This window comes from Mesorhizobium sp. WSM4806 (genome assembly GCF_055811635.1).
Genome location: NZ_JBVVQZ010000002.1, coordinates 215,383 through 235,435, shown reverse-complemented (window position 1 = coordinate 235,435; position 20,053 = coordinate 215,383). Strand labels below are relative to the sequence as shown.

The window sequence follows — 20,053 nt, the reverse complement described above, 5'->3', positions numbered from 1 at the left end:
CACCTAGGCCGATGGGTAGCAGAAACTGTCGGTAGAGCAGTCGCCGCCTTCAAGCCGGATCTGGTGCGTTCGATAGCCTTTGGGGAACTCGACGAAGAAGTTGGTGTCGAGCGTCAGGCCACCATTGACGCCAACATCGGCCTTTACCATCGCCCCGCCGCGCTCACCGGGATAGAACTGATCGTCCCAGGTCGAGTAGAGCGAATTGGTCCAATAGACACGCTTGCCGTCGCGGCTAATCTCGACCATTTGTGGCCCATAGCCGAAGACCTTGCCACAGGGGTGCTTGGTCTTCTTGACGATCCCACCCAGTTCGACCTTGCCCGCCAGAACCGGCTTCATCGGGTCGCTGACATCGTATTGATGCATTTCACCCGTACCCCAACAAGCCACATAGAGATATTTGTCGTCGAGGCTGAGGTCGATGTCGGTGACCAGCGGGGGCACCGCCGAGAAACCCTTCAGAAGATCCGGCAGATCGTCGGCATTGGCCGGTTGAGGCGGGATGATCGCCGTCTTCTTGGCCTGGAACTTGCCATCTGCGTCGCGCCACCAAGTCCAGATCGAGCCTTCGAGATTGGTGGTATCGACCACAACGCCGCAGAAGCCGTATTGCTGGACTGGATCATGCGCCGGGCGGATTTCGAGCGCCATTTGGTGATTGGCGCCCAGATCGATCGTCTGAATGTTCTTACGCGCACGCAGATCCCAGAAATGCATGCGGTGGCCGTACTTGTTGGACAGTAGATCCTCAGGGACGATGCCGTTTTCGAACTGCGGCGGCAGGGCCCATTCGGAACTGACCATGTAGTCGCGCGGCAGGTTCCACCAGAAATCGTAGTGCTTGTCCTGGGCGCCACGATCTATCTCATAGCGGCCAATGACATCGAAGGTCTGGCAATCCATGATGAAAATGCCCGGAGGACCGTCGGTACCGTCCTTGCCACCGCCGCCGAGGGTCGAGACATAGATGCCCTCGGGTCCGCAGTGGATCGTATGCGGGCGGGAATAGCCCGTCTTGGCAAAGACTTCTGCGGGTTCGATGATCTTGTGAATCTTGGCGGCTGTCGGCCCGCCCTTCACATCAATTATGTAGATGCGCGACGAACGAATGCCCGGAATGATCAGGTAACGACGCTCCAAAAAGGCGTGGCCAGTCAGTGGTGATAGCGCCGAAGAACACGCATTCCAGCCGAAGTGATGAAACTCATCGCCCTTGTTTGGCATGATCACAGTGTGGACGATCTTGCCGAAATCCGGCGAATTTGGATCGACATTCACCACAGCCAAACCGTCGGGTTGCGAGAAGTCCGGGCTAAGCATCAACGTGTAGGCCAGAGTTTCCGGCGGCCCTTCCATAGCCAGCCTAGGTGACGGATAGAATGTGGGGTCTGGTCGCAGATTCATCGCGGTATCCTCCCTACGCGTTTGTGAAACTTTTTTTGGTGCTCTCCGTGTCGCTCCCTTTTGAAATGCGGCCCAGGTAGGGATCACAATACACCAAGTCTCCTCGTCTGTCTGACACCGCGTCGCGCTAGCACTATTTACGTGGGCAGACTTTGGGCAGAATATACGGGGTGGGAGGGAGCATTCGGAATCCTGAATAAATGCGCCCGAACGGCTTCCGACCGTTGGTTGCAAGGGAGGATAATCATGAAACGTGTTTTCTCGCTCGCGGCATGTGCCGCGGCGTTATCGCTCGGCGTATCGAACGCCTACGCACAATCGGGCGGCGTCGACAAGGCGGTCGGCGGCTACAGCTTCGAAGAAGCCGCAAAGGAGGCCCCCGGTACCAAGGAATTCCATTCGGCCGATGGTCACCTCACATTCGCTATCGTGACACACACCGCCGGCAATGGCTTCTTCGATCCGGTCTACGTCGGCGCGACCGTCGCCGGCAACCTGATCGGCGCCAAGGTCCTGCTGCTCGGCTCGGAATCGCCGACTGACGACCCTGCCCGCGAGATCGAAATCCTGAACCAGATCGTGCAGGATCCGACGATCGACGGGCTGATCATGACAACGCCCCAGGTCGGCGCCTACAACGACATCGTCAAGGCCGCCGAGGCGAAGGGCATACCGGTCGCTACGACCAATTCCTTTGACGGCACGATCCTCAACCGCAGCGGCATCGGCCACACCGGCCAGGACGCCTCCGCTGCCGCAATCGCCGGCGAGGCGCTCGTCAAGTGCCTCGCGGACAAGGGTATAGAGAAGGGTTCGATCGTCCTGCCGTCGTCGACCGCAATGGGCAACATCGAGGTGAACAACCGCGTCACTTCGGCTTTCAACGCCATCGTCAAGGGCTTGAAGGATGCCGGCAAGCTTGATGCCTTCAAGGTCGACGCGGGTCCGGAGAACACCGGTATAGACACCAATCCGAATGACCCGGTGAACGGCATCGTGACGCTGTTCGAATCGCGCGGAGATGTCGTAGGCGCGTTCGCCGGCAACAACGTGTTCACGCCGGCGCTTGCCAAGGCCGTCGCTCAGACCGGAATGACCGGCAAGATCTGCGCCTACGGGTTCGACCTCGGCCCGGCCCAGCAGGACGCGATGAAGAGCGGCGATCTGACCGGCGCGCTCGGGCAGCAGCCCTTCTTGCAGGGCTTCTGGCCGGTCATGCAGCTCTATCTGGAGATCGACCGCGGCATCGCGGCGGCCAACCTCGACACACGGGCCCAACTGGTGACGAAGGAGACCGTCGAGGATGTCGGCAAGCGCTTCGAGAACTGAGTCCACTCGGAACGTCTGAAATCATTGCGGGAGAGCGCAGGCTCTCCCGCAATGCGGCAGCAGGAAATCGACCAGAAGAGACCATGGCGCTTACCGCGACCACATCGCTCGGCCGTGCGCCGTCCCAGATTGTCGGCGGCTGGGAGGTGGGGCTCGTTGCCTTGCTTTTGCTGCTCTATCTCGGCGGCGCTCTCGTCAATCCCGCGTTCTTCGGGTCAACAGGAGCGTTTCACTCGCTGCTCCGCGACACCTCGCGGGTTGCCATCATCGCGGTCGGAGTGACCTTCGTCATCGTCAACAAGGACCTCGATCTTTCGGTCGGTTCAACTTACGGCCTAGTCGCCGTCGTCTTTGCCAGGCTGTTCGCGCCGAACTTCCTTGACCTCGGCGTCGTCACGTCGGCGATCCTCTGCCTGCTGCTCGGCACGCTTATCGGGCTGATCAACGGCGTGCTCGTCACGATCCTGAAGGTGCCGGCGTTCATCGCCACGCTGACGATACTTTTCATCGGCCGCGGCTTCGTGCTGGCGCTCACTCACGGCCAGGCGATCTACTACCCTGCCAAGGCGGCCGGCTATCCGGGTTTTTTTCACCTCGGCGAGACCAACCTCCTCGGCTTCAACAACCAGATCGTGATCTTCGTCGTTGTCGCCGTGATCGGCGCATATGTGCTCGCCAAGACGCGCTGGGGCTACGAGACCTTCGCCACCGGCGGCAACGAGCAGGCGGCGTCCTATGCCGGCATCCCGACCAACTGGGTGCGCATCCGAGCCTTCCTGATCTCCTCGCTCTGCGCGGCGCTGGCCGGCTTGATGTCAGCTGCGCAGGACAAGGGCGTGACGCCGCTCTACGGCGTCAGCGGTGAACTGACCGTCATTGCCGCCGTGATCATCGGCGGCGCCTCGATCCTCGGCGGCCGCGGCCGGGTCGCCGGATCCTGCCTTGGCGCCCTTCTGGTGGTGCTGCTCGACAAGGTATTGCGCGAGGGCTGGCCGATCACGCGCATCATCAAGATCGGCGACGAGGAGATCACGGTCAACGCAGTTTTCTCGCTACCGGTCGGCGCGGTGCCGGTGTTCCTCGGGCTGCTACTCGTCGTCGCTGTGCTCATCGAGCCCTATCTCATCCGCCGCCAGGTCGCAGGGCGCCTCTGGGCCTGGCTCCGCGGCCGGCCGCCGCCACCGGCCTACGAGATCGGCGGCATCGCGATCGAGGGGGTGCAGACTAAGGGCGCGATGGCGGCCGACATGGCGTTGTCGGCCACCGGGTTAGGCAAGCTCCTCGCCCGGCGCGACGCGCTCGCCATCATCCTGACCGCGCTCCTGTGGCTGACCGGCCTCGCGCTCCGGCCGGACTACTGGTGGAACCTGTCCAACAGCTTCGCTATCTTGCTCAACTACACCGAGCTTGCGCTGATCACCATCGGGCTCACCTACGTCATCGCCGCCGGCGATATCGACCTCTCCGTCGGGGCGGTGCTTGCCCTCGCCGGCAGCACAGCCGCCTATTTCCTCAAGGTCCTCGGCGCCGACCCCGTGACCGCCGTGGCGATGGGCCTGCTGGCGGGCATGTGCGCCGGCCTCGTCAACGCGATCGTCACCGTCGGCTTCAAGCTGCCGGCCTTCATCGCCACGCTCGGCATGTTCTACATCGCCCGCGGCCTCGCCGCCTGGTTCGTCGCCGGGCAGCAGCTCACCGGCTGGCCCGAGGGCTACAACCTGCTTGGCCGCAAGGTGAACGACATCCTGCTGCACTACCGCATCTCGCTGCCGGACGGGCTGCTGCGCTCGATCGCCGAGGTGGTGAGCGTCCAGACCATCTGGATGCTGTTGGTCGCCCTCATTGCCGGCGTCGTGCTCGCCTACATGCCGTTCGGGCAGAAGGTCTATGCGACCGGCGGCAACATTCGCGCCGCCGCTTATGCCGGGATCAACACCAACCGGGTGCGGTTCTTCGCGCTCATGCTGGCGGCGCTCTGCGCGACAATGGCCGGGATCATCAACGTCGCCTACTTCCGCAGCTTCAACCCGGTGGCCGGCCAGTTCCGCGAGCTCGACGCCATCGCTTCGGTGATCATCGGCGGCGGTTCGATCTTCGGCGGCTACGGCACCGTGATCGGGGCGCTCGCCGGGGCGGCGGTGATCACCCTGATCCGGGCGCTGCTGCAGCTCAACGTACAGGGTTTCACCATGCCGCAGCACTGGATCAACGTCTTCATCGGTGGCATCCTGATCGTGGCGGTGCTGATCGACATCTGGGTGCGCCAGGCCAACATCTTCGGCCGCCTGCGGGCGCGCCTCGCGCGGCGCACAAGAACGGCGGAAACCACCCATGCTTGACGCGACCAGGCCTGCACCGATCGTAGAAATGCGGGGCATCGAAAAAGCCTTCGGTGCGGTGCAGGCGCTCCGCAATGTCGACCTCGTGCTCTATCCCGGCGAGATCCTGGGCCTCGTCGGCGACAACTCGGCCGGCAAGTCGACGCTGATGAAGATCCTGACCGGCGCCTACCAGCGCGACTCGGGCGGCGAGATCTTCGTCGCCGGGCAGCCGGTGCACTTCAAGAGCCCGCACGAAAGCCGCGACGCCGGCATCGAGATGATCTACCAGGATTTCGCTCTTTGCGGGAATATGGATGTCGGTCAGAATATCTTTCTTGGCCGTTGGCCGCGCAGGGGCCTTTTCGTCAATCGGCGGAAAATGTACGCGGAAGCCGACAGTGTGCTGAAGCGGCTCAAGGTCGACGTGAACTCCGTCTATCAAAAGGTCGAGAGCCTTTCGGGCGGCCGCCAGCAATCGGTGGCTATTGCCCGCGCTATCTCCTTTCAGCCGCGCGTGGTGATACTCGATGAGCCGACCGCCAATCTCTCGGTGATGGCGACCGAGCGGTTGCTCGAAACCATGCTGGAACTGAAAAAGCAGGGCGTTGCCCAGATCATCATCTCCCACCGCCTCGTTGACATCTTCGCTGTGGGCGACCGCGTGATGGTGCTTAAGCGCGGCGAGAACGTGGGCGATCGCTACATCAAAAACACCGACGAGCATGAGGTCCTGGAGATCATCGTCTCCGGCACGCGAGAGCATGCACTTACGGCCGATGAGGCAATGCTTTGACCGAGTCCTGGCGTCGCAGAAATGCGGCTAAAACCACCCGCTCTAAGTCCATCGAGATTGTGGCCCGAGATGGCGAAGGGACCGGTGTAGGCTGCGCTTTCTCGCCGTTGCGCCGCGATCACCACCCGAAGGTCGCAATGATTGCGCTCAACGGGCGCCGAATCATTCGATGAGGATGTCAATCAGCGCACGCACCTTTCTGGGCGCAATCCCGCCAGGTGGCCGCACCACATAGATCCCCGCCTCTGGCGAGGGATAATCCGCCATCACTTGTCTCAATGTACCCTCCGCGATCGGCACGTCGGTAAGGAAGTCGGGCAGCGCAGCAATGCCCAGCCCAGCCAAGAGTGCGGCGGTTCAGAATAAAAGCGCTCTGTAGTGATCCTTCGCGCCCCCACTGTCCGGCAGGACAGAGGGGGCGCTGTCCGGGCGCTGTCCCTCCGCGATCAAAGGTTCTGCACCGCAGCAGCGCGAGGGCTGGCGGCAGCGGCGAGCAGGGCTGAGCCCGCTAGCAGGGCGGCGGCGAGCAGGAAGGCGCTCCACCAGCCGGCAGTGTCGAACAGCATGCCGCCCGCGGAAGCGCCGCCGGCGATGGCGAACTGGATCAATGCGACCTGCAGCCCGCCTCCAGCTTCAAGATCGTCGGGAATGATCTGAGCCATCCATGTACCCCACGCCGCCGGAATCGGGGTGTTGAACAGCCCCCAAAGAACCAGAAGCGAAGCCGTGGCCCAAAGCACCGGTCCCACTGCGATCAGGAGCAGCGCGAGGAGCGCAAGCGCGCTCGGCAGCCCGATCAGCACGGCGGTGAGGTTTCGCCGGAGAACAAAGCCGGCGATGGACAGTCCCGCCAGGCCTCCCAAGCCGAGGCCCAGCAGCACCAGCGACAGGACGTTCACGTCGAGGCCGGTGACGCTTTCAAGGAATGGGCGCAGATAGATCGATAGCGAATTCATTCCCATGAATGCGAGCCCAGTTGCGGCCATGCCGATGGTGAATGTCCGATTGCGCAGCAGACGGAACATGCTGGATACCGAAACGGCCTCCATCGGCGGCATCTTCGGCAGAACGGCGAACTGCCAGATGAGCGCCGCGAGGCCGACTGGGACTGTGACGAAGAAGGTGCCCCGCCACCCGATCAATTCGCCGAGGAAGCTCCCGAGCGGTGCGGCGATGACGATCGCCAATGCAGTTCCGCCCTGCAGCAGGGTGATCGCCTTGGGCAGGTCGGAGCCTGAGGCCAGGCGCGCCAAAATGGCCGTGGAGAGCGACCAGAAGCCGCCGATCGCGATCCCGACCAGGGCCCGTCCGGCCAGAAAAACCAGGAAGTTGGGAGCGAGGGCAACAGCCAAACTCGATGCGACCAGCACTGCCGTGTAGAGCAGGACGACCGTTCTCCGGTCGAGCTTGGCCAGGAGCGCGTTGCCGAACAGGCTGGTGATCACGGCAAAGAGCCCCGACACGGCGATCGCCTGTCCGGCCTGGCCTTCCGAGATGGCCAGGTCCTGCGCAATCGGAGTCAACAGGCTCACCGGCATGAACTCCAGGCCGACCAGGAGAAAGGTCAAAAGCGACAGGCAGGTGACGGCGGCCCATGGCGTTACCGCCTCTTCAGCCGCCAGCGTGTCATCCAGTGTCAGTTCGATAGCCATTCGTGCGCTCCTGTCCGTCGACAGACTAGGTAGCCGGGCTGGTCTTGTCAGACTAGCAGCTATAATCTGCATGTCGTAGTGAACGGAGCTCACCAATGCCGCGTGACGAGTTCAGCGAGATGCGAGCCTTCCTTGAGGTCGCTCGGCAGCGCAGTTTTACGCGAGCGGCGGCCAAATTGGGTGTTACCCGATCGGCCCTCAGCCATACGATCAGGGCAATGGAGGAACGGCTTGGCGTCCGTCTGCTCTCTCGCACGACCCGCGATGTGGCGCCCACGGCGACCGGAGAACGCCTCGTCGAAAGCATCGAGCCGCATTTCGAAAGCATTGCCGCCGGGATCAGCGCGATCAGCGCCCTGCGCGGCCAGCCCTCGGGCCAGATCCGTATCGTGTGCCCCGATGATGCCGTCAATCTGGTCTTTCGCCCCAGGCTGCCAGCGTTCCTGCGAGACTACCCGGACATCAACGTGGAGCTCATTGTCGACAACGGCTTCACCAACATCGTCGAGCGTCAGTTCGATGCCGGTGTTCGACTTGGCGAGGCAATCGCCCGCGACATGGTGGCCGTTCGCATTGGTCCCGATGTCGGCTATGCCGTCGTCGGCTCACCCGATTATTTCGCTCGTCGGGATGCGCCGAAAAGCCCTCAGGACTTGACCGACCACAACTGCATCAACCTGCGGCTTCCCAGCTCAGGCGCGTTATATGCCTGGGAATTCAGGAAGAACGGACGCGAGTTCAGCGTCCGTGTGGACGGCCAGCTGACCCTGAACAATATCGCGCCGGCGCTTGACGCGGCCCTCGACGGCATTGGTTTGGTCTATGCACCGAAGGATCTTGTTCAGCCCTATGTTGTGAGTGGTCGGCTCGAGGAAGTCCTTGCCGACTGGTGCCCGACCTTCCAGGGCTATCATCTCTACTACCCCAGCCGGCGCAATCAAACGCCGGCGTTTGCGGCCTTTGTCGCGGCTTTCCGGTACCAGTCTCAATAGACCTTCTCGACCCGCCCCAAGATCGCAGATCAGGATGCGGGCTCGATTGGCACCGGAGCCAAGGTGCGCCGCCACTCTCCCGGCGCCAGCAATCGGGACGAGACCGCCGCACGGACGGCCCGTCCTGGCTCGGGAAACGTGCCCATCGGACCGTTCGCGTCGAGGAGCGCGAGGCGAAGGGCTCACGCGGCCCGTTCGGCCGTAAGGGTGCCCTCGAATTTGTTGAGGTTCGTCGAAGTGAAGCCGGAGCAGGCAGCGTCGGCGCCAGCGGCCTCAAATTCGATGGCGAAGGCGAGCGTCGGCGCATCGAGGGCAGTCTCCGAGGGGCTGTAAACAGGGCCGAACAATGCGCGCTGTGGACTGGAGGGGTCGACGCTGGCGATGCGTGCCGCCGGCGCTTCACCAAGCAGCCGCAACATCGCCTGCGTAACGGCGATGACGCCGAACACGTTGGTCTCGAACACCGCGCGTCCCTCGAGGGGCGCCGCATGCGAGATGCCCTGCTTTCCCGCATCGGAAATGCCTGCATTGTTCACCAGGACGTCGAGGCGACCGAACTCGTTACGGATGCGCTTTGCCGCGGCGGCGATCGAGGCCTGGTTCGTGACATCGAGTTGGAGGGCGCGGGCATCCGCGCCGACGCTCTTTGCAGCCGTCTCCGCGTGCTCGAGCATACGCGACCCTACGAGCACGGTGAGGCCGTGCGTCGCCAGGTCCCTGGCGATCTGGAGGCCGATTCCCTTGTTGGCCGCAGTGACCAGGGCAATAGGTTTGACCCGCATGGTGATCTCCTCTTTTTGCATTGACGTGTAGGCAACGGCGCCATGCTGTGCTAATTTTCCCAATCGGAACTGCATTCCGTTTTATACGGAACATTGTTCCGTTTATCAATGGAAAAATCATGGACGACAAATCGAAGGAGCGGGGTGGTGGCTTGGAGCCCGTAAACTCGACGGATCGACGCGTGCGTGCGGACGCGCAACGCAACTCCAAGGCGCTGCTCGAAGCGGCAATGGCAGTGTTTGCAGCTTCGGGGGTCGATGCTCCGGTGCGAGAGATCGCCGATAAGGCCGGCGTTGGCGTGGGTACGCTCTATCGGCATTTTCCGCAGCGTTCGGACCTGATCGTGGCGGTCTTCCGTAACGAAGTGGATGCCTGCGCAAATGCTGCATCTGCCATTGCGGCCGAACATGAACCCGGCGAAGCGCTCGCCCGATGGATGCAGCGTTACGTGGACTTTATCGCTGCCAAGCGTGGACTCGCCGCGGCCTTCTCCTCCGGCGATCCGGCATATGAGTCCTTGCCGCAGTATTTTCTTGAGAAACTTAGGCCCGCGCTGCAGAGCTTGCTGGATGCCGCGACCGAAGCAGGCGATGTTCGCTCGGACGTTGATGCTAAGGAATTATTGTTCGCGATTGCCAGGCTCTGCTCACCAGACCGCTATGGTGGAGGCCCCGACCAGGCACGACGCATGGTTGGCTTGCTGGTGGATGGGCTTCGCTATGGCGCCCCTTCGGTTGGCTGATTGGTCTTGCCAGGACAGGCCACCGAGCGATCGGTGACCAAACAAAAACCCACCTCGGTAACCGGGCGGGGTCGGTGGCGCAATTAGCACATTGCCAACAATAGCATAATTGCTGTCACTCACTTCTACTCAGGCGGCTTTGCCGCGGTTCCTCGCCCGCTTGTGCTTCCCGCGCGGGCCGCTGATTTCCCATCTTTTGTGGAACCACATCCATTGGCCGGGATCCTCGCGCACCCAGCGCTCGACCACGTCATTGAGCAGCTGGGTGGTGCCATGGACGTCGACACTGCCGCCGGCGGTGCGCGGCAAGATCAGTTTGTCCTCGATCTCGAGCCGGAAGCGGTTGCCCGGCAGGCGCACGCAGCGCGCCGGATAGACATCGCAGTCATAGTGCCGCGCCAGGGTGCCCAGGACCCGGTTGCTTTCGCATGGGCGGCCGAAAAAAGTCGTTTCGAGCCCGCTCGAGAATTTCTGGTCGACGAGCACGCCGATATTGCCGCCTTTCTCCAGGATGGCCGCCAGCGCGAACGAAGCGCCGGTCGCGGAGGGCAGGAGCGAGCCCATGGTCGAGCGGCGAGTCGAGAGGATGTAGTCGGCAAGGTAGGGGTTGTTGGGCGGACGAAACAGCGCCGTGATGTTCATGCCGAAAGTGGCTGCCGCCACCGGAAGCAGCTCGAAATTGCCGAGATGCCCGGTGAAGATGATATGCGGTTTTTGCTCGCCGGCGATTTGCACGAAGTGCTCGACCCCCTTGACCTCGATGCGCCCCGGTTTCGTCGCGGCGGGATCGTAGTCGAACAGGGCATCGAGAAAGACGTATTCCGCGGCAAGGCGAGCCATGTTGCCCCACATGTCGGAGGCGATGGCCTGGATCTCCTTGTCGCTCTTTTCCGGATAAGCCTTGCGCAGATTGGCGATGGCGACGTTATGGCGCCCCACCCAAGGGCCAATGCGGCGGGCGGCGCGGTCGGCGAAATTGAGCGCGCTGTCGACCGGCAGCCGACGCAGCAGCCAAATCATCGTCATCGCGAGGCGCGCAAGCAGCCAGTAGTTGAACTGGCGCAGCTGCCTGCCGTAGCGGAACGCCAGGTCCCGGCGGAGCTTCTTGAAGGCGTTGCCGACCATTCCTAGACCATGATGTTTTCAGACAGCAGCATCATGGTCTAGCCGACGCGCAGGATGATCTTGCCGAACACGTCGCGGCCTTCCATGCGCTTCAGCGCGGCGTCGATGCCGTCGAAGCCGACTTCGGTGTCGATAATCGGAGAAACCAGCCCCGCCGCCATTTTCTGCATGGCGTCGGCCATGTTTTGCATGCGGCAGCCGAACGAGCCGAGCAGCTTCAGCTGCTGCTGGAACAATTGCATCAGGTTGATCTGCGTCGATACGCCCGAGGTCGAGCCGCAGGTCACCAGGCGGCCGCCGCGTTTCAGGCACAGCATCGAGGCGGCAAAGGTGTCGGCGCCGACATGCTCGAAGACGACGTCGACGCCCTTCTTCTTCGTCAGCTTGCGCACGACGCCTTCGAAACGGTCGTCGCGATAGTTGATGACGTGATCGGCGCCAAGCGCCTTCGCCTTGTCGATCTTGTCGTTCGAGCCAACCGTGGTGATCACGGTGCAGCCCATTTTCTTCGCCAGCTGGATCGCGGCGGAGCCGATTCCCGAGCCGCCGGCATGGATCAGGATGGTTTCGCCGGCCTGCAGCCTGGCATTGTCGAACAGCATGTGCTCGACCGTGCCGAAGGTGACGGGCGCGACGGCGGCGCCGACGTCGGTCACGCCAGGCGGGGCAGGGACCAGCAGGCGCGCCGGCAGGTTTATCTTCTCTTGCGCAAAGCCGTCGAGATGGAAGCCGTGAACGCCCGAGACATGCTCGCAGAGGTTGTCGCGGCCTTCGCGGCAGGCGCGGCAAAGCCCGCAGGTGCGCGCGCCGTAGATCGATACAAGCTGCCCCGGCACAAGGCTGGAGACGCCGGGGCCGACCGCCTCGACCTCGCCCGAGGCTTCGGCGCCGACGACCAGCGGCAGCTTGCGCTTGGCGAAGGCCATGCCGCGCCAGCCCCAGACGTCGATATGATTGAGCGCCACGGCCTTGATGCGCAGCGTCACTTCGCCCAGCGCAGGCTGCGGCGGAAGCGGCAGGTCCACCGTTTCAAGGCGGCGGTCCTCGATAAGTTGCAATGCGCGCATGGAGCCTGTCGGTTCTGTTGGCGAAGAACGGTCGCTTAGACTGGTTCCCGCGCCATGACAAGGCAGGTGTTCTGGCCGCCGAAGCCGAAGGAGTTCGACAGCACCGTGCCGACCTCGGCGTTGCGCTTCTGGTTCGGCACCACGTCGAGCACGATCGCCGGATCGGGATTGTCGTAATTGATGGTCGGCGGGATGACGCTTTCGCGCATGGTCATCAGCGAAAACGCCGCCTCGACGGCGCCGGCGGCCGACAGCGTGTGGCCAATCATCGACTTGTTCGACGAGATCGGCATCGAGCCGATCCGCTCGCCGAACACGGTCGACAGCGACAAATGCTCCATCTTGTCGTTTTCCGGCGTCGAGGTGCCATGGGCATTGACATAATCGATCTCGTCCTCGCCCAAGCCGGCATCGGCGAGCGCGGCGCGAACCGCCGCGATCGCCGGCGAGCCGTCCGGCTTCGAGCGGGTGCGGTGGAAATCGTCGGCCTTCTCGCCGCAGCCGCGCAGGATGCCGAGGATGTTTGCACCACGGGCGAGTGCCGCCTCCAGCGATTCCAATACCAGCGCGCCAGAACCCTCAGCGAGGACAAAACCGTCGCGATCCCTGGAAAACGGTTTTGACGCCTTTTCGGGGATGTCGTTGTGGGTGGAGAGTGCGGAAAGCAGCGAGAAACGGATCAGCGCCTCGGCGGTCGCCGAGCCGTCGGCGCCGATCGACAGTGCCCGGTCGCATTCGCCGCGGCGGATCGCCTCGACGCCCAGCTGGATCGAGGTGGCGCCAGAGGCGCAGGCCGTCGACAGCGTGATCGGCAGGCCGCGCGTGCCAAAACGGTCGGCGAGCCGGTCGGCGATCGAACCGAATTGGGTGGTCTCGAAAACATCGAACCCCTTCAAGCCGCGCGCCACCCGAAGCAGCCGTTCGGCGCCGACGTCGTGCTTGTCGGAATTGTACAGCGAAAAGCGCTCGCTCCAGTCGAGCTCGACCGGCGGCGAGGCGAGGAAAAGCGGCCCGCCGAAATCGCCCGAATCGAGGCCGGCTTCGGCCACGGCTTCCTGCGCGGCTATCTCGGCGAGGTCGTAGGTAAGAAGGGAAGCGCCCTTGGAGCTCGACGGCAGGAAATCGACCGTGCCGGAGATGCGGGTGTTCAGATGGTCGACCGGAAAGCGGGTTATCGGATGGATGCCGGACGTGCCCGCGGTGAGCGCTGCCCAATTGTCGGCCTTGCCGACGCCCAGCGACGTCACCACGCCGATGCCGGTGACGGCAACGATCGGCCTGCCCATGTGGTCGTTCAGATTGGCCATGTTTTTGTCCCAAAACCCTCTAGGCGGCGTTGACCAACGCCATGCCCTCGAATTGGTGATAGCCGATCGCCGTTGCAAGCACGGTCCTGGGAATGCCGTTGAACGGCTTCTCGGTGGCGGCGTCAAAAGCCGGGTAGGCGGCCTTGCGTTCGACAGCCAATGCCGCAAGCGCCACGGCGAAGGGAAACTGCGCTTCCTTCATGTGGCCGGTCAGCGTCGAAAAACCGCGTGCGGCAATCGCCGGATTGGCGTCGAGCGCCGATTTCTCGGCAGCAGTCGCGGCATGGGCACCCGAAGCGCCTGAAATCGTCAGTAGCTCGCCGTTCGGCAATGCCGCCTGGCTGAGCAGCGCGGCAATCTCGGCATCGAGCTCGCCCTGCCGGCGTATGGCGCGTCCGGATACGACCGGGCCGAGTTCGGCATAGATCTTTCGCCCGCGGCTGATCGCGTGCTCGTGCTGTTCCAGGACGAGAAACGCACTGCCTGATCCAGTCACCACGCCGCCGCCGTCCAGGCCCTGTCTCTGCCAGACCGGTCTCCAGCGGCCGCGATGCAGGTAGCCGGCCAACTCATAGCCAAGCAGCATGTCGGAATGTTCGGTCTGGAACGCGCCGCCGACCAGGATATGCGTCGATTGGCCGGAGCGGATGCGCGCGGCGGCTGTCTCGACAGCGGCGACGCCGGCACCTTCCTCGCCCATGAAAGTGCGCGACGAGCCGGTCACCTTGTGGACGATTGAGATGTTGCCGGCGAGCAGGTTGGAAAGCTGTGCCAGAAACAGCGTCGGCCGCAATTCGGTGGTCAGTTTCTCGTTGAGCAGCACGTCGCGGTCGTTGCGGCTTTCCGAAGCGGCGAGAATGTCGGCGTCGACCGCCTCGTCGCGCTCGCCGCCGCCGGCAGCCACCACCATGTCCATCGTCGTGCAGAGATCGTCATTGCCCTTGATGCCGGCGTCGTCCAGCGCCATGCCGGCGGCATAGGTGCCGAGCCGCTGCCAGGTTTCCATCTGCCGCTGGTCGCCGCGCTTGGCGATCTGCAGGTTCCAGTCGATCTCCGGCAGCGGGTGGACGGTGTAGGGCGAGAAGCGGGCGGCTTCGAGCACCGGCTCCAGGCCGGGCTGGACGAGCTTGCGCCAATGCGCATCCGGGCCTTCTCCCAGCGAAGAGACAAGGCCGATGCCTGATATGACGACGTCGTGGGAGCTCATGGGCGAGGGTTCATGGGGCGGCTGTTGGGTCAGGCTAGAAGACAAGCCATTTCAGGCGTTCTTTGCCATGACCAGGGCGTCGATCTTGGCGCACAGGTTCTTCATGACGAAGTAATCGTCGGTCGAGGCCTTGCCGTCATTGACCTCCTGCGTCCACTTTTCCAGCGGCACCTTGATGCCGAATTCCTTGTCGATGGCAAAGACGATGTCGAGGAAGTCGAGGCTGTCGATGCCGAGATCGTCGATGGTGTGGCTTTCAGGGGTGATCGTGTCGATATCGATCTCACTGGTGTCGGCGATGATCTTGGCGACTTTGTCGAACGTGGTGGACAAGGGCTTTTCCTTCGGTTGCGGGCGGAATCTGTCCGCTGGTGTTTGCGCGCTGTCTAGTCGGTTTTTCCGGGCAGGAAAAGGCCTGAACGCCGGGCGCAGATGGGATACCCACTCCGTAAACGCAAGAAGAGGCGTTGGCGACCCTCCCGGCGATATGCCGCAACCATCCCATCTCTGGTCATTGCATGTACCAGTGTACCATGGTACGGAAATCCTATGACCACCATCGAACGCGTGCAGACCGGGGTTCGCCTGGAAAAACGATTGGTGAAGGTGCTCAAGGCCTTGGCCTAGCATCGCGACATGAGCCTGGGTGAACTCATCGAGGGCATCGTGCTGCATGCCTTCGAAGGCCAGACGCCGTTTTCCCCGACGACCCTGGAAACAATCGGCCAATTGAAGCGCATCTACGGAATGGAGCTTGGCGCAGCGGACAGCCACCGTCTGGTCGAAATCGCCGGGGAGGGGGATGACCAACCATCTTGAGCGCAGCCACAGCATCGTGCTTTCGGGGCCGATCGACCGCGTCTTTCCGCTGTTCACGCCGACTGGGGAGACCCTGTGGGTGGACGGCTGGGATCCGAAGTTTCTGCATCCACAAGACGGGGAGACACGCCAGGGCATGGTCTTCAGGACCGCTCACGGTGATGAGACCACGCTCTGGGCCTGCACGGACTGGGACCCCGTGGCGCATCGCATCCGCTATGTCCGGGTGACGCCGGATACGCGTTTCGGATTTGTCGAGGTGGCCTGCCGCCCGACCGCTGACGGAGGCACGGAGGCGTCGATTGCCTACACGTTCACTGCCCTGAACGCGGCAGGAAGCTCGTATCTGTCCGAGCTGACGGAGGACGTGTTCGCGCAGATGATCGAGGGATGGAAGCTCCGTATCGAAGCGTGGCTGCAAGTGTGAAACATCTAACGCCAGGTGCCTTAAACTAACTGCCGCTAAGGGTGGAACTTTACCCTTCGCTTCGTCTCCCGGAACAGCGCCGCGCCAGAAGCTGTCCTTGCCAAGCTGATCGAGAAATGTCGCCTCTGGGCCGAGAGCAGACCGGCAGCTTCGGGCTGCGAATATTCAAGAGCTGCCATTTCAGGTTGGGTATCGTCCTGACCTGACCCGTTCCTGCCGTTCCATCGTGTCACCTCAAAGTTCCGGATTGGGATGACGAACCGTCATTCATTGCAGCCGACTGATGGACACATTCGCGCAAAAAAAGACTACATTTCGGTCGGCACAGCTCCTGCCTACTTGCGCCCAAAACCGCCTTTGGGTACGCATCTATTGTTCCGGAACACCGGCAGCGCGGAGCGAGGCCAAATCGGCCGCCATCTGCTCGGCATCGCCGCGGAACTGCGTTCTGAGCCAGGACGTAACAGTGAAGGTTGGCCGCGCCGCGGCAAGCTGCACGGCGGTCTCGCGGGCCTCTTCGAGACGCCCGTCCTGTTCCTGGACCATCACGATGTCGGCCAAACCATAGCCGGGACTGCGGGCATGATACGCACGGAACGCCGCAATCGCCTCCTCGGAGCGGCCGGCGAGCCGATAGGCGTTGCCCAGCACGCCGAGAAACCACGCCTGATAATTCGGGCTTAGCGTAATGGCCCTCTCGATCTGGCCGATCCCCTCGGCGGCATGGCCGGAACAAGCGAGTACAAAGGCTCCGAACACCAGCACGTCGGGCAGGTTGGGGCCGAGCTTGACAGCCTTCCGGGCAGCGGCGGCTGCCTCGTCGAACCGCGATCTCAGGAGCAAGATCCCGCTGGTGGCGCGATAGGCGTCGGGATTCTCGGGGTCGATCGTCAGCGCCCGCTCGACACAAGATTCGGCTTTGTTCAATGCAGTTTCGCGGTCTTCGCCCGTCCAACCGTGGCGCGCGTCGGAAAAATGCATGAAGCCGAGCATCGCGTTGAGCGTCGCCGAACCGGGATCAAGCGCGAGCGCCTTCTCCCAGCAGCGGCGGGTCTGGACATGGGCGTTGGTGGTATTCGGACCGCGATAGTGGTGCAGCCCCTGTATCCACAGGCTCCACGCTTCGACATTCGTGGTCGTGGTAAAGCGCAGGCGCGCCTGCTCGCCTTCGGTCAGCCGGACCTGCATCTCGGTCGCGAGCGTCAGCGTGATCTCGTCTTGCACCGCAAAAATGTCGCCGATGCCACGGTCGAAACGATCTGCCCAGATGTGAACCCCTGTCGTGGCGTCGATCAACTGCGCAGTAATGCGGATGCGGCTGCCGGCCTTGCTGACGCTTCCCTCCAGCACGAAACGCACGCCGAGTTCGCGGGCGACCTGGCGCACGTCCACTGAGCGCCCCTTGTAGACGAAGCTTGAATGGCGCGCGATTACGGACAGGCCGGAGAGCTTTGAGAGGGTGGTAAGGATGTCCTCGACGAGGCCGTCGGCAAAGAATTCCTGCTCCGGGTCGTTGCTCATCACCGAAAACGGCAGGACCGCAATAGACGGCTTGTCGGTGCCGAGCGGCCGGGTGAAATTGGCCATGGGGCCTGCCTTCGACGCGACGGCGCCGTGCCATCGCCACACCCGCAATGGCCGATCGATGTTCTTGAGCTTAACTTCGCCAGAATCGACAAACGTGACCCCGATCTTGCCGCTCACCTGGGCATAGACGACATCTGAGGCGAGAATGCCGCCAGGCGGCGCTTGGCTTTCAAGCCGGGTTGCGACATTGACGCCGTCGCCGAATATGTCATCGCCCTCGATGACGATGTCGCCGAGATTGATGCCAATGCGGAACTCGACGCGCCGCTGAGCAGCCAAATTGCGCTCACTCATGGCCCGCTGGATCGCAACCGCGCATTCGACCGCCTCAACGACGCTGCCAAACTCGACCAGCGCACCGTCGCCCATCATTTTGACAATGCGGCCATGACGCGCGGCGACGGCGGGATTGAAAGTCCCGCTCCAAATCTGCCGCAGCTCCGCGATCGTACCAGCCTCGTCTTTCCCCATCATACTGCTGTACCCAGCGACATCGGCGGCGAGGATGGCGGCGAGCCGGCGCGTAATCTGCTGTTCCGACATACGGACCCCACAGGCGATGCGCTTCGCACCACTAGCCTTGGCTAGCAGGTCGTACTGTACGGGATATTCGTCATCTCTAATAGATCGTCGAAGACTGGCTACGGCCTCGCATGCGATTCAGACCAGGGTCATCTAGGGACATCAGTACCGGTTCACGACAGACGCAAATGAGTCAAATTGCCTCGCAGCGCGCCCGCCGCGGAACGGCTGCCTAACATCGAAAGCGGTAATTCGCAGGCCAGGCGATGAACGCCGGCTACTGGCGCTCCTTGTCTTTCACCCTCAAGCATCCAGCCAGACCTTGCCGAAGTCATGCTCGAAGGTCGGGTGCATGCCGTGGTTCTTCACCGCGGCCGACGAGTGGTTGTAGATCTTGCGCCAGTAGGGCTGGATGATGATGCCGGAATCCCGGAGGATGTTCTGGATGTCGGCCATCACCGTCTTGCGCTTCTCCGCATCCGCGATCGACAGCGCCTCTTCGATCTTGGCGTCGAGGTCGGGGTTGGAGTAACCGGTCTCGTTCCAGGCCTCGCCGGTGCGGTAGGCGATGGCGACGACCTGGATGCCGAGCGGACGCATGTTCCAGGCGGTCGTCGAATACGGATACTTGGTCCAGTCGTTCCAGAAGGTCGAGCCCGGCAGGACCGTACGCTTGACCTTGATGCCGGCCTCGCGGAGTTGGGCTGCGATCGCGTCTCCGGTGTTCTTCATCCAGTCCTCGTCGACCGTGATCAGATCGTGCTCGAAATCGATCTGCCCGGCTTCCGTCATCAGCGCCTTGGCTTTTTCCATGTCGCGCGCGATCTTCGGCAGCTCGGCATATTCCGGATGGATCGGGCAGACATGGTGGTTTTCGGCCACCTCGCCGGCATTGCCGTAGCCGAGTTGGAGGATGGCGGCGTTGTCGACGGCAAGCTGCAGGGCCTGGCGGACCTTCTGGTTGTCATACGGCTTGTTGGTCACGTTGGTGCGCGCCACGATGGTCGATGCGGTCACCACTCCCGATTTAACCAGATCGAGCGCATCAAAGATCGGCACGTAGTCGGCGGTTGTCTCGTCGTTTGTGTGGACCTCGCCGGCCTCGAAGGCCGAGACCATCGCCGAAGGGTCCGCACCGTAATCGATGAACTCGACGCCGTCGAGCATGACGTCGCCGCCCCACCAGGCGCCGTTCTCGCGGCGCCTGTAGACCACCTTCTGGCCGACATCGTATGAGACCAGCTCGAACGGGCCGGTGCCGACGGGATGCTGGACGAAATTGGCTCCCTTCTCGTCGAAGGCGCGATGCACGACCAGGCCGGGGTAATCGCAGAGGTTCGGAATCAGCGCGATGTCCGACTTGGTCAGGCTAAGCTTGACCCTCATGTCGTCGACCTGGGTGACGGAGCCTTCGCGCAGCTTGCCGGTGGCGTCGTCGACCAGCGTGCCGAGGCGGCCGGGCATGGAATTGCCCTCAGCTGACTTGTCGGCCCAGCGGGTGAAGTTGAAGATCACATCGTCAGCCTTGAAAGTGTCGCCGTTGTTCCACGTTACGCCCGGACGGACATGCAGGATATACTCCGTGGCGTCGTCGTTCACTTCCCAGCTTTCGAGCAGATAGGGCTCGAAGGTGAATTCACGGGTATATTTGACCAGGGGCTCGAGCGTCTGGCGTTGCGCGGTGGCGATTTGGGTCCAGTCCGCGGTGCGCGGATCCTTCGGATCCTTGATGCGCATCGCGACTTTGAGGATACCGCCCTTTACGGGTTCCTGCGCGACCGCCTGGGTCGGCGCGGCAAGCCCGATCATGCTATAGGCCATCGCCGTCGATGCGCCGAAGGCGGATGCCAGCGCCAGAAACTCGCGGCGATCCATCTTGCAGACTCTGGCGTACTTCGCCAATTGGCGAATGTGATGGGGAACCCGGTCGCCGTTACTCTTGTAGAGGGTCATGACTTCCTCCCATTGTGACG

Annotated in this window: 18 protein-coding genes; 7 read left to right on the top strand and 11 right to left on the bottom strand. The window is 62.7% G+C overall.

The window, feature by feature from the left end; all coding sequences use genetic code 11:
• Nucleotides 1-3: 3 nt before the first annotated feature.
• The gene (locus AC0L2M_RS03790; protein WP_287342913.1) at nucleotides 4-1,407 is read right to left on the bottom strand and encodes a selenium-binding protein SBP56-related protein; all 1,404 of its coding nucleotides are present in this window, start codon (nucleotides 1,405-1,407) and stop codon (nucleotides 4-6) included.
• 246 nt (nucleotides 1,408-1,653) lie between these two features.
• Here AC0L2M_RS03790 and AC0L2M_RS03785 point away from each other — a divergent pair, with 246 nt between their 5' ends.
• The 3 genes from AC0L2M_RS03785 (at nucleotide 1,654) to AC0L2M_RS03775 (ending at nucleotide 5,850) form a co-directional block, all read left to right on the top strand.
• Complete coding sequence (locus tag AC0L2M_RS03785; protein ID WP_473534075.1) at nucleotides 1,654-2,736, top strand: substrate-binding domain-containing protein; 1,083 nt, start codon at nucleotides 1,654-1,656, stop codon at nucleotides 2,734-2,736.
• An 83-nt stretch (nucleotides 2,737-2,819) separates the two neighbouring features.
• Nucleotides 2,820-5,075, top strand: coding sequence for an ABC transporter permease (locus AC0L2M_RS03780; RefSeq protein ID WP_473534074.1), 2,256 nt, complete (start codon nucleotides 2,820-2,822; stop codon nucleotides 5,073-5,075).
• On the top strand, nucleotides 5,068-5,850 hold the full coding sequence (locus AC0L2M_RS03775) for an ATP-binding cassette domain-containing protein (protein WP_023802984.1): 783 nt from the start codon (nucleotides 5,068-5,070) through the stop codon (nucleotides 5,848-5,850). The genes AC0L2M_RS03780 and AC0L2M_RS03775 overlap by 8 nt, the downstream gene beginning before the upstream one ends.
• 162 nt (nucleotides 5,851-6,012) lie before the next feature.
• Here the strand turns inward: AC0L2M_RS03775 and AC0L2M_RS03770 are convergent, their stop codons facing one another.
• Together AC0L2M_RS03770 and AC0L2M_RS03765 are read right to left on the bottom strand one after the other, a co-directional pair.
• Nucleotides 6,013-6,195 carry a LysR substrate-binding domain-containing protein gene (locus AC0L2M_RS03770; RefSeq protein WP_031256575.1) on the bottom strand — a complete coding sequence of 61 codons (183 nt, stop codon included), beginning with the start codon at nucleotides 6,193-6,195 and terminating at the stop codon, nucleotides 6,013-6,015.
• Nucleotides 6,196-6,296: 101 nt separating this feature from the next.
• Nucleotides 6,297-7,502, bottom strand: coding sequence for an MFS transporter (locus AC0L2M_RS03765; protein ID WP_473534073.1), 1,206 nt, complete (start codon nucleotides 7,500-7,502; stop codon nucleotides 6,297-6,299).
• Nucleotides 7,503-7,597: 95 nt separating this feature from the next.
• Here AC0L2M_RS03765 and AC0L2M_RS03760 point away from each other — a divergent pair, with 95 nt between their 5' ends.
• Nucleotides 7,598-8,494, top strand: a complete 897-nt coding sequence (locus tag AC0L2M_RS03760; RefSeq protein ID WP_473534072.1) for a LysR family transcriptional regulator — start codon at nucleotides 7,598-7,600, stop codon at nucleotides 8,492-8,494.
• A 182-nt stretch (nucleotides 8,495-8,676) separates the two neighbouring features.
• Here AC0L2M_RS03760 and AC0L2M_RS03755 read toward each other — a convergent pair whose 3' ends face one another.
• Nucleotides 8,677-9,276, bottom strand: coding sequence for an SDR family NAD(P)-dependent oxidoreductase (locus AC0L2M_RS03755; RefSeq protein WP_473534071.1), 600 nt, complete (start codon nucleotides 9,274-9,276; stop codon nucleotides 8,677-8,679).
• 119 nt (nucleotides 9,277-9,395) lie between these two features.
• Between AC0L2M_RS03755 and AC0L2M_RS03750 the strand changes: the two genes are divergently transcribed.
• On the top strand, nucleotides 9,396-10,019 hold the full coding sequence (locus AC0L2M_RS03750; RefSeq protein WP_473524494.1) for a TetR/AcrR family transcriptional regulator: 624 nt from the start codon (nucleotides 9,396-9,398) through the stop codon (nucleotides 10,017-10,019).
• 129 nt (nucleotides 10,020-10,148) lie between these two features.
• Here the strand turns inward: AC0L2M_RS03750 and AC0L2M_RS03745 are convergent, their stop codons facing one another.
• The 5 genes from AC0L2M_RS03745 to AC0L2M_RS03725 are packed head-to-tail and all read right to left on the bottom strand — an operon-like array spanning nucleotide 10,149 to nucleotide 15,058.
• On the bottom strand, nucleotides 10,149-11,144 hold the full coding sequence (locus AC0L2M_RS03745) for a lipid A biosynthesis lauroyl acyltransferase (protein ID WP_473534070.1): 996 nt from the start codon (nucleotides 11,142-11,144) through the stop codon (nucleotides 10,149-10,151).
• Nucleotides 11,145-11,182: 38 nt separating this feature from the next.
• Entirely contained in the window at nucleotides 11,183-12,211 is a 1,029-nt protein-coding gene (locus AC0L2M_RS03740; protein ID WP_473534069.1) for a zinc-binding dehydrogenase, read from the bottom strand.
• 35 nt (nucleotides 12,212-12,246) lie between these two features.
• Nucleotides 12,247-13,518 carry a beta-ketoacyl-ACP synthase gene (locus AC0L2M_RS03735; protein WP_287257841.1) on the bottom strand — a complete coding sequence of 424 codons (1,272 nt, stop codon included), beginning with the start codon at nucleotides 13,516-13,518 and terminating at the stop codon, nucleotides 12,247-12,249.
• Between the two features lie 19 nt (nucleotides 13,519-13,537).
• The gene (locus AC0L2M_RS03730; RefSeq protein ID WP_473534068.1) at nucleotides 13,538-14,725 is read right to left on the bottom strand and encodes a beta-ketoacyl-ACP synthase; all 1,188 of its coding nucleotides are present in this window, start codon (nucleotides 14,723-14,725) and stop codon (nucleotides 13,538-13,540) included.
• 51 nt (nucleotides 14,726-14,776) lie between these two features.
• Nucleotides 14,777-15,058 (bottom strand): acyl carrier protein, encoded by a 282-nt coding sequence (locus AC0L2M_RS03725; RefSeq protein ID WP_023802974.1) that lies wholly within the window; start codon nucleotides 15,056-15,058, stop codon nucleotides 14,777-14,779.
• A 303-nt stretch (nucleotides 15,059-15,361) separates the two neighbouring features.
• Between AC0L2M_RS03725 and AC0L2M_RS03720 the strand changes: the two genes are divergently transcribed.
• Nucleotides 15,362-15,544 carry a hypothetical protein gene (locus AC0L2M_RS03720; protein ID WP_473534067.1) on the top strand — a complete coding sequence of 61 codons (183 nt, stop codon included), beginning with the start codon at nucleotides 15,362-15,364 and terminating at the stop codon, nucleotides 15,542-15,544.
• On the top strand, nucleotides 15,528-15,971 hold the full coding sequence (locus tag AC0L2M_RS03715; protein ID WP_473534066.1) for a hypothetical protein: 444 nt from the start codon (nucleotides 15,528-15,530) through the stop codon (nucleotides 15,969-15,971). The genes AC0L2M_RS03720 and AC0L2M_RS03715 overlap by 17 nt, the downstream gene beginning before the upstream one ends.
• Nucleotides 15,972-16,340: 369 nt before the next feature.
• Here AC0L2M_RS03715 and AC0L2M_RS03710 read toward each other — a convergent pair whose 3' ends face one another.
• On the bottom strand, nucleotides 16,341-18,101 hold the full coding sequence (locus AC0L2M_RS03710; RefSeq protein WP_473534065.1) for an adenylate/guanylate cyclase domain-containing protein: 1,761 nt from the start codon (nucleotides 18,099-18,101) through the stop codon (nucleotides 16,341-16,343).
• 282 nt (nucleotides 18,102-18,383) lie between these two features.
• Nucleotides 18,384-20,033: an ABC transporter substrate-binding protein gene (locus AC0L2M_RS03705; RefSeq protein ID WP_473534064.1), complete on the bottom strand. Its 1,650-nt coding sequence runs from the start codon at nucleotides 20,031-20,033 to the stop codon at nucleotides 18,384-18,386.
• Nucleotides 20,034-20,053: the final 20 nt, after the last annotated feature.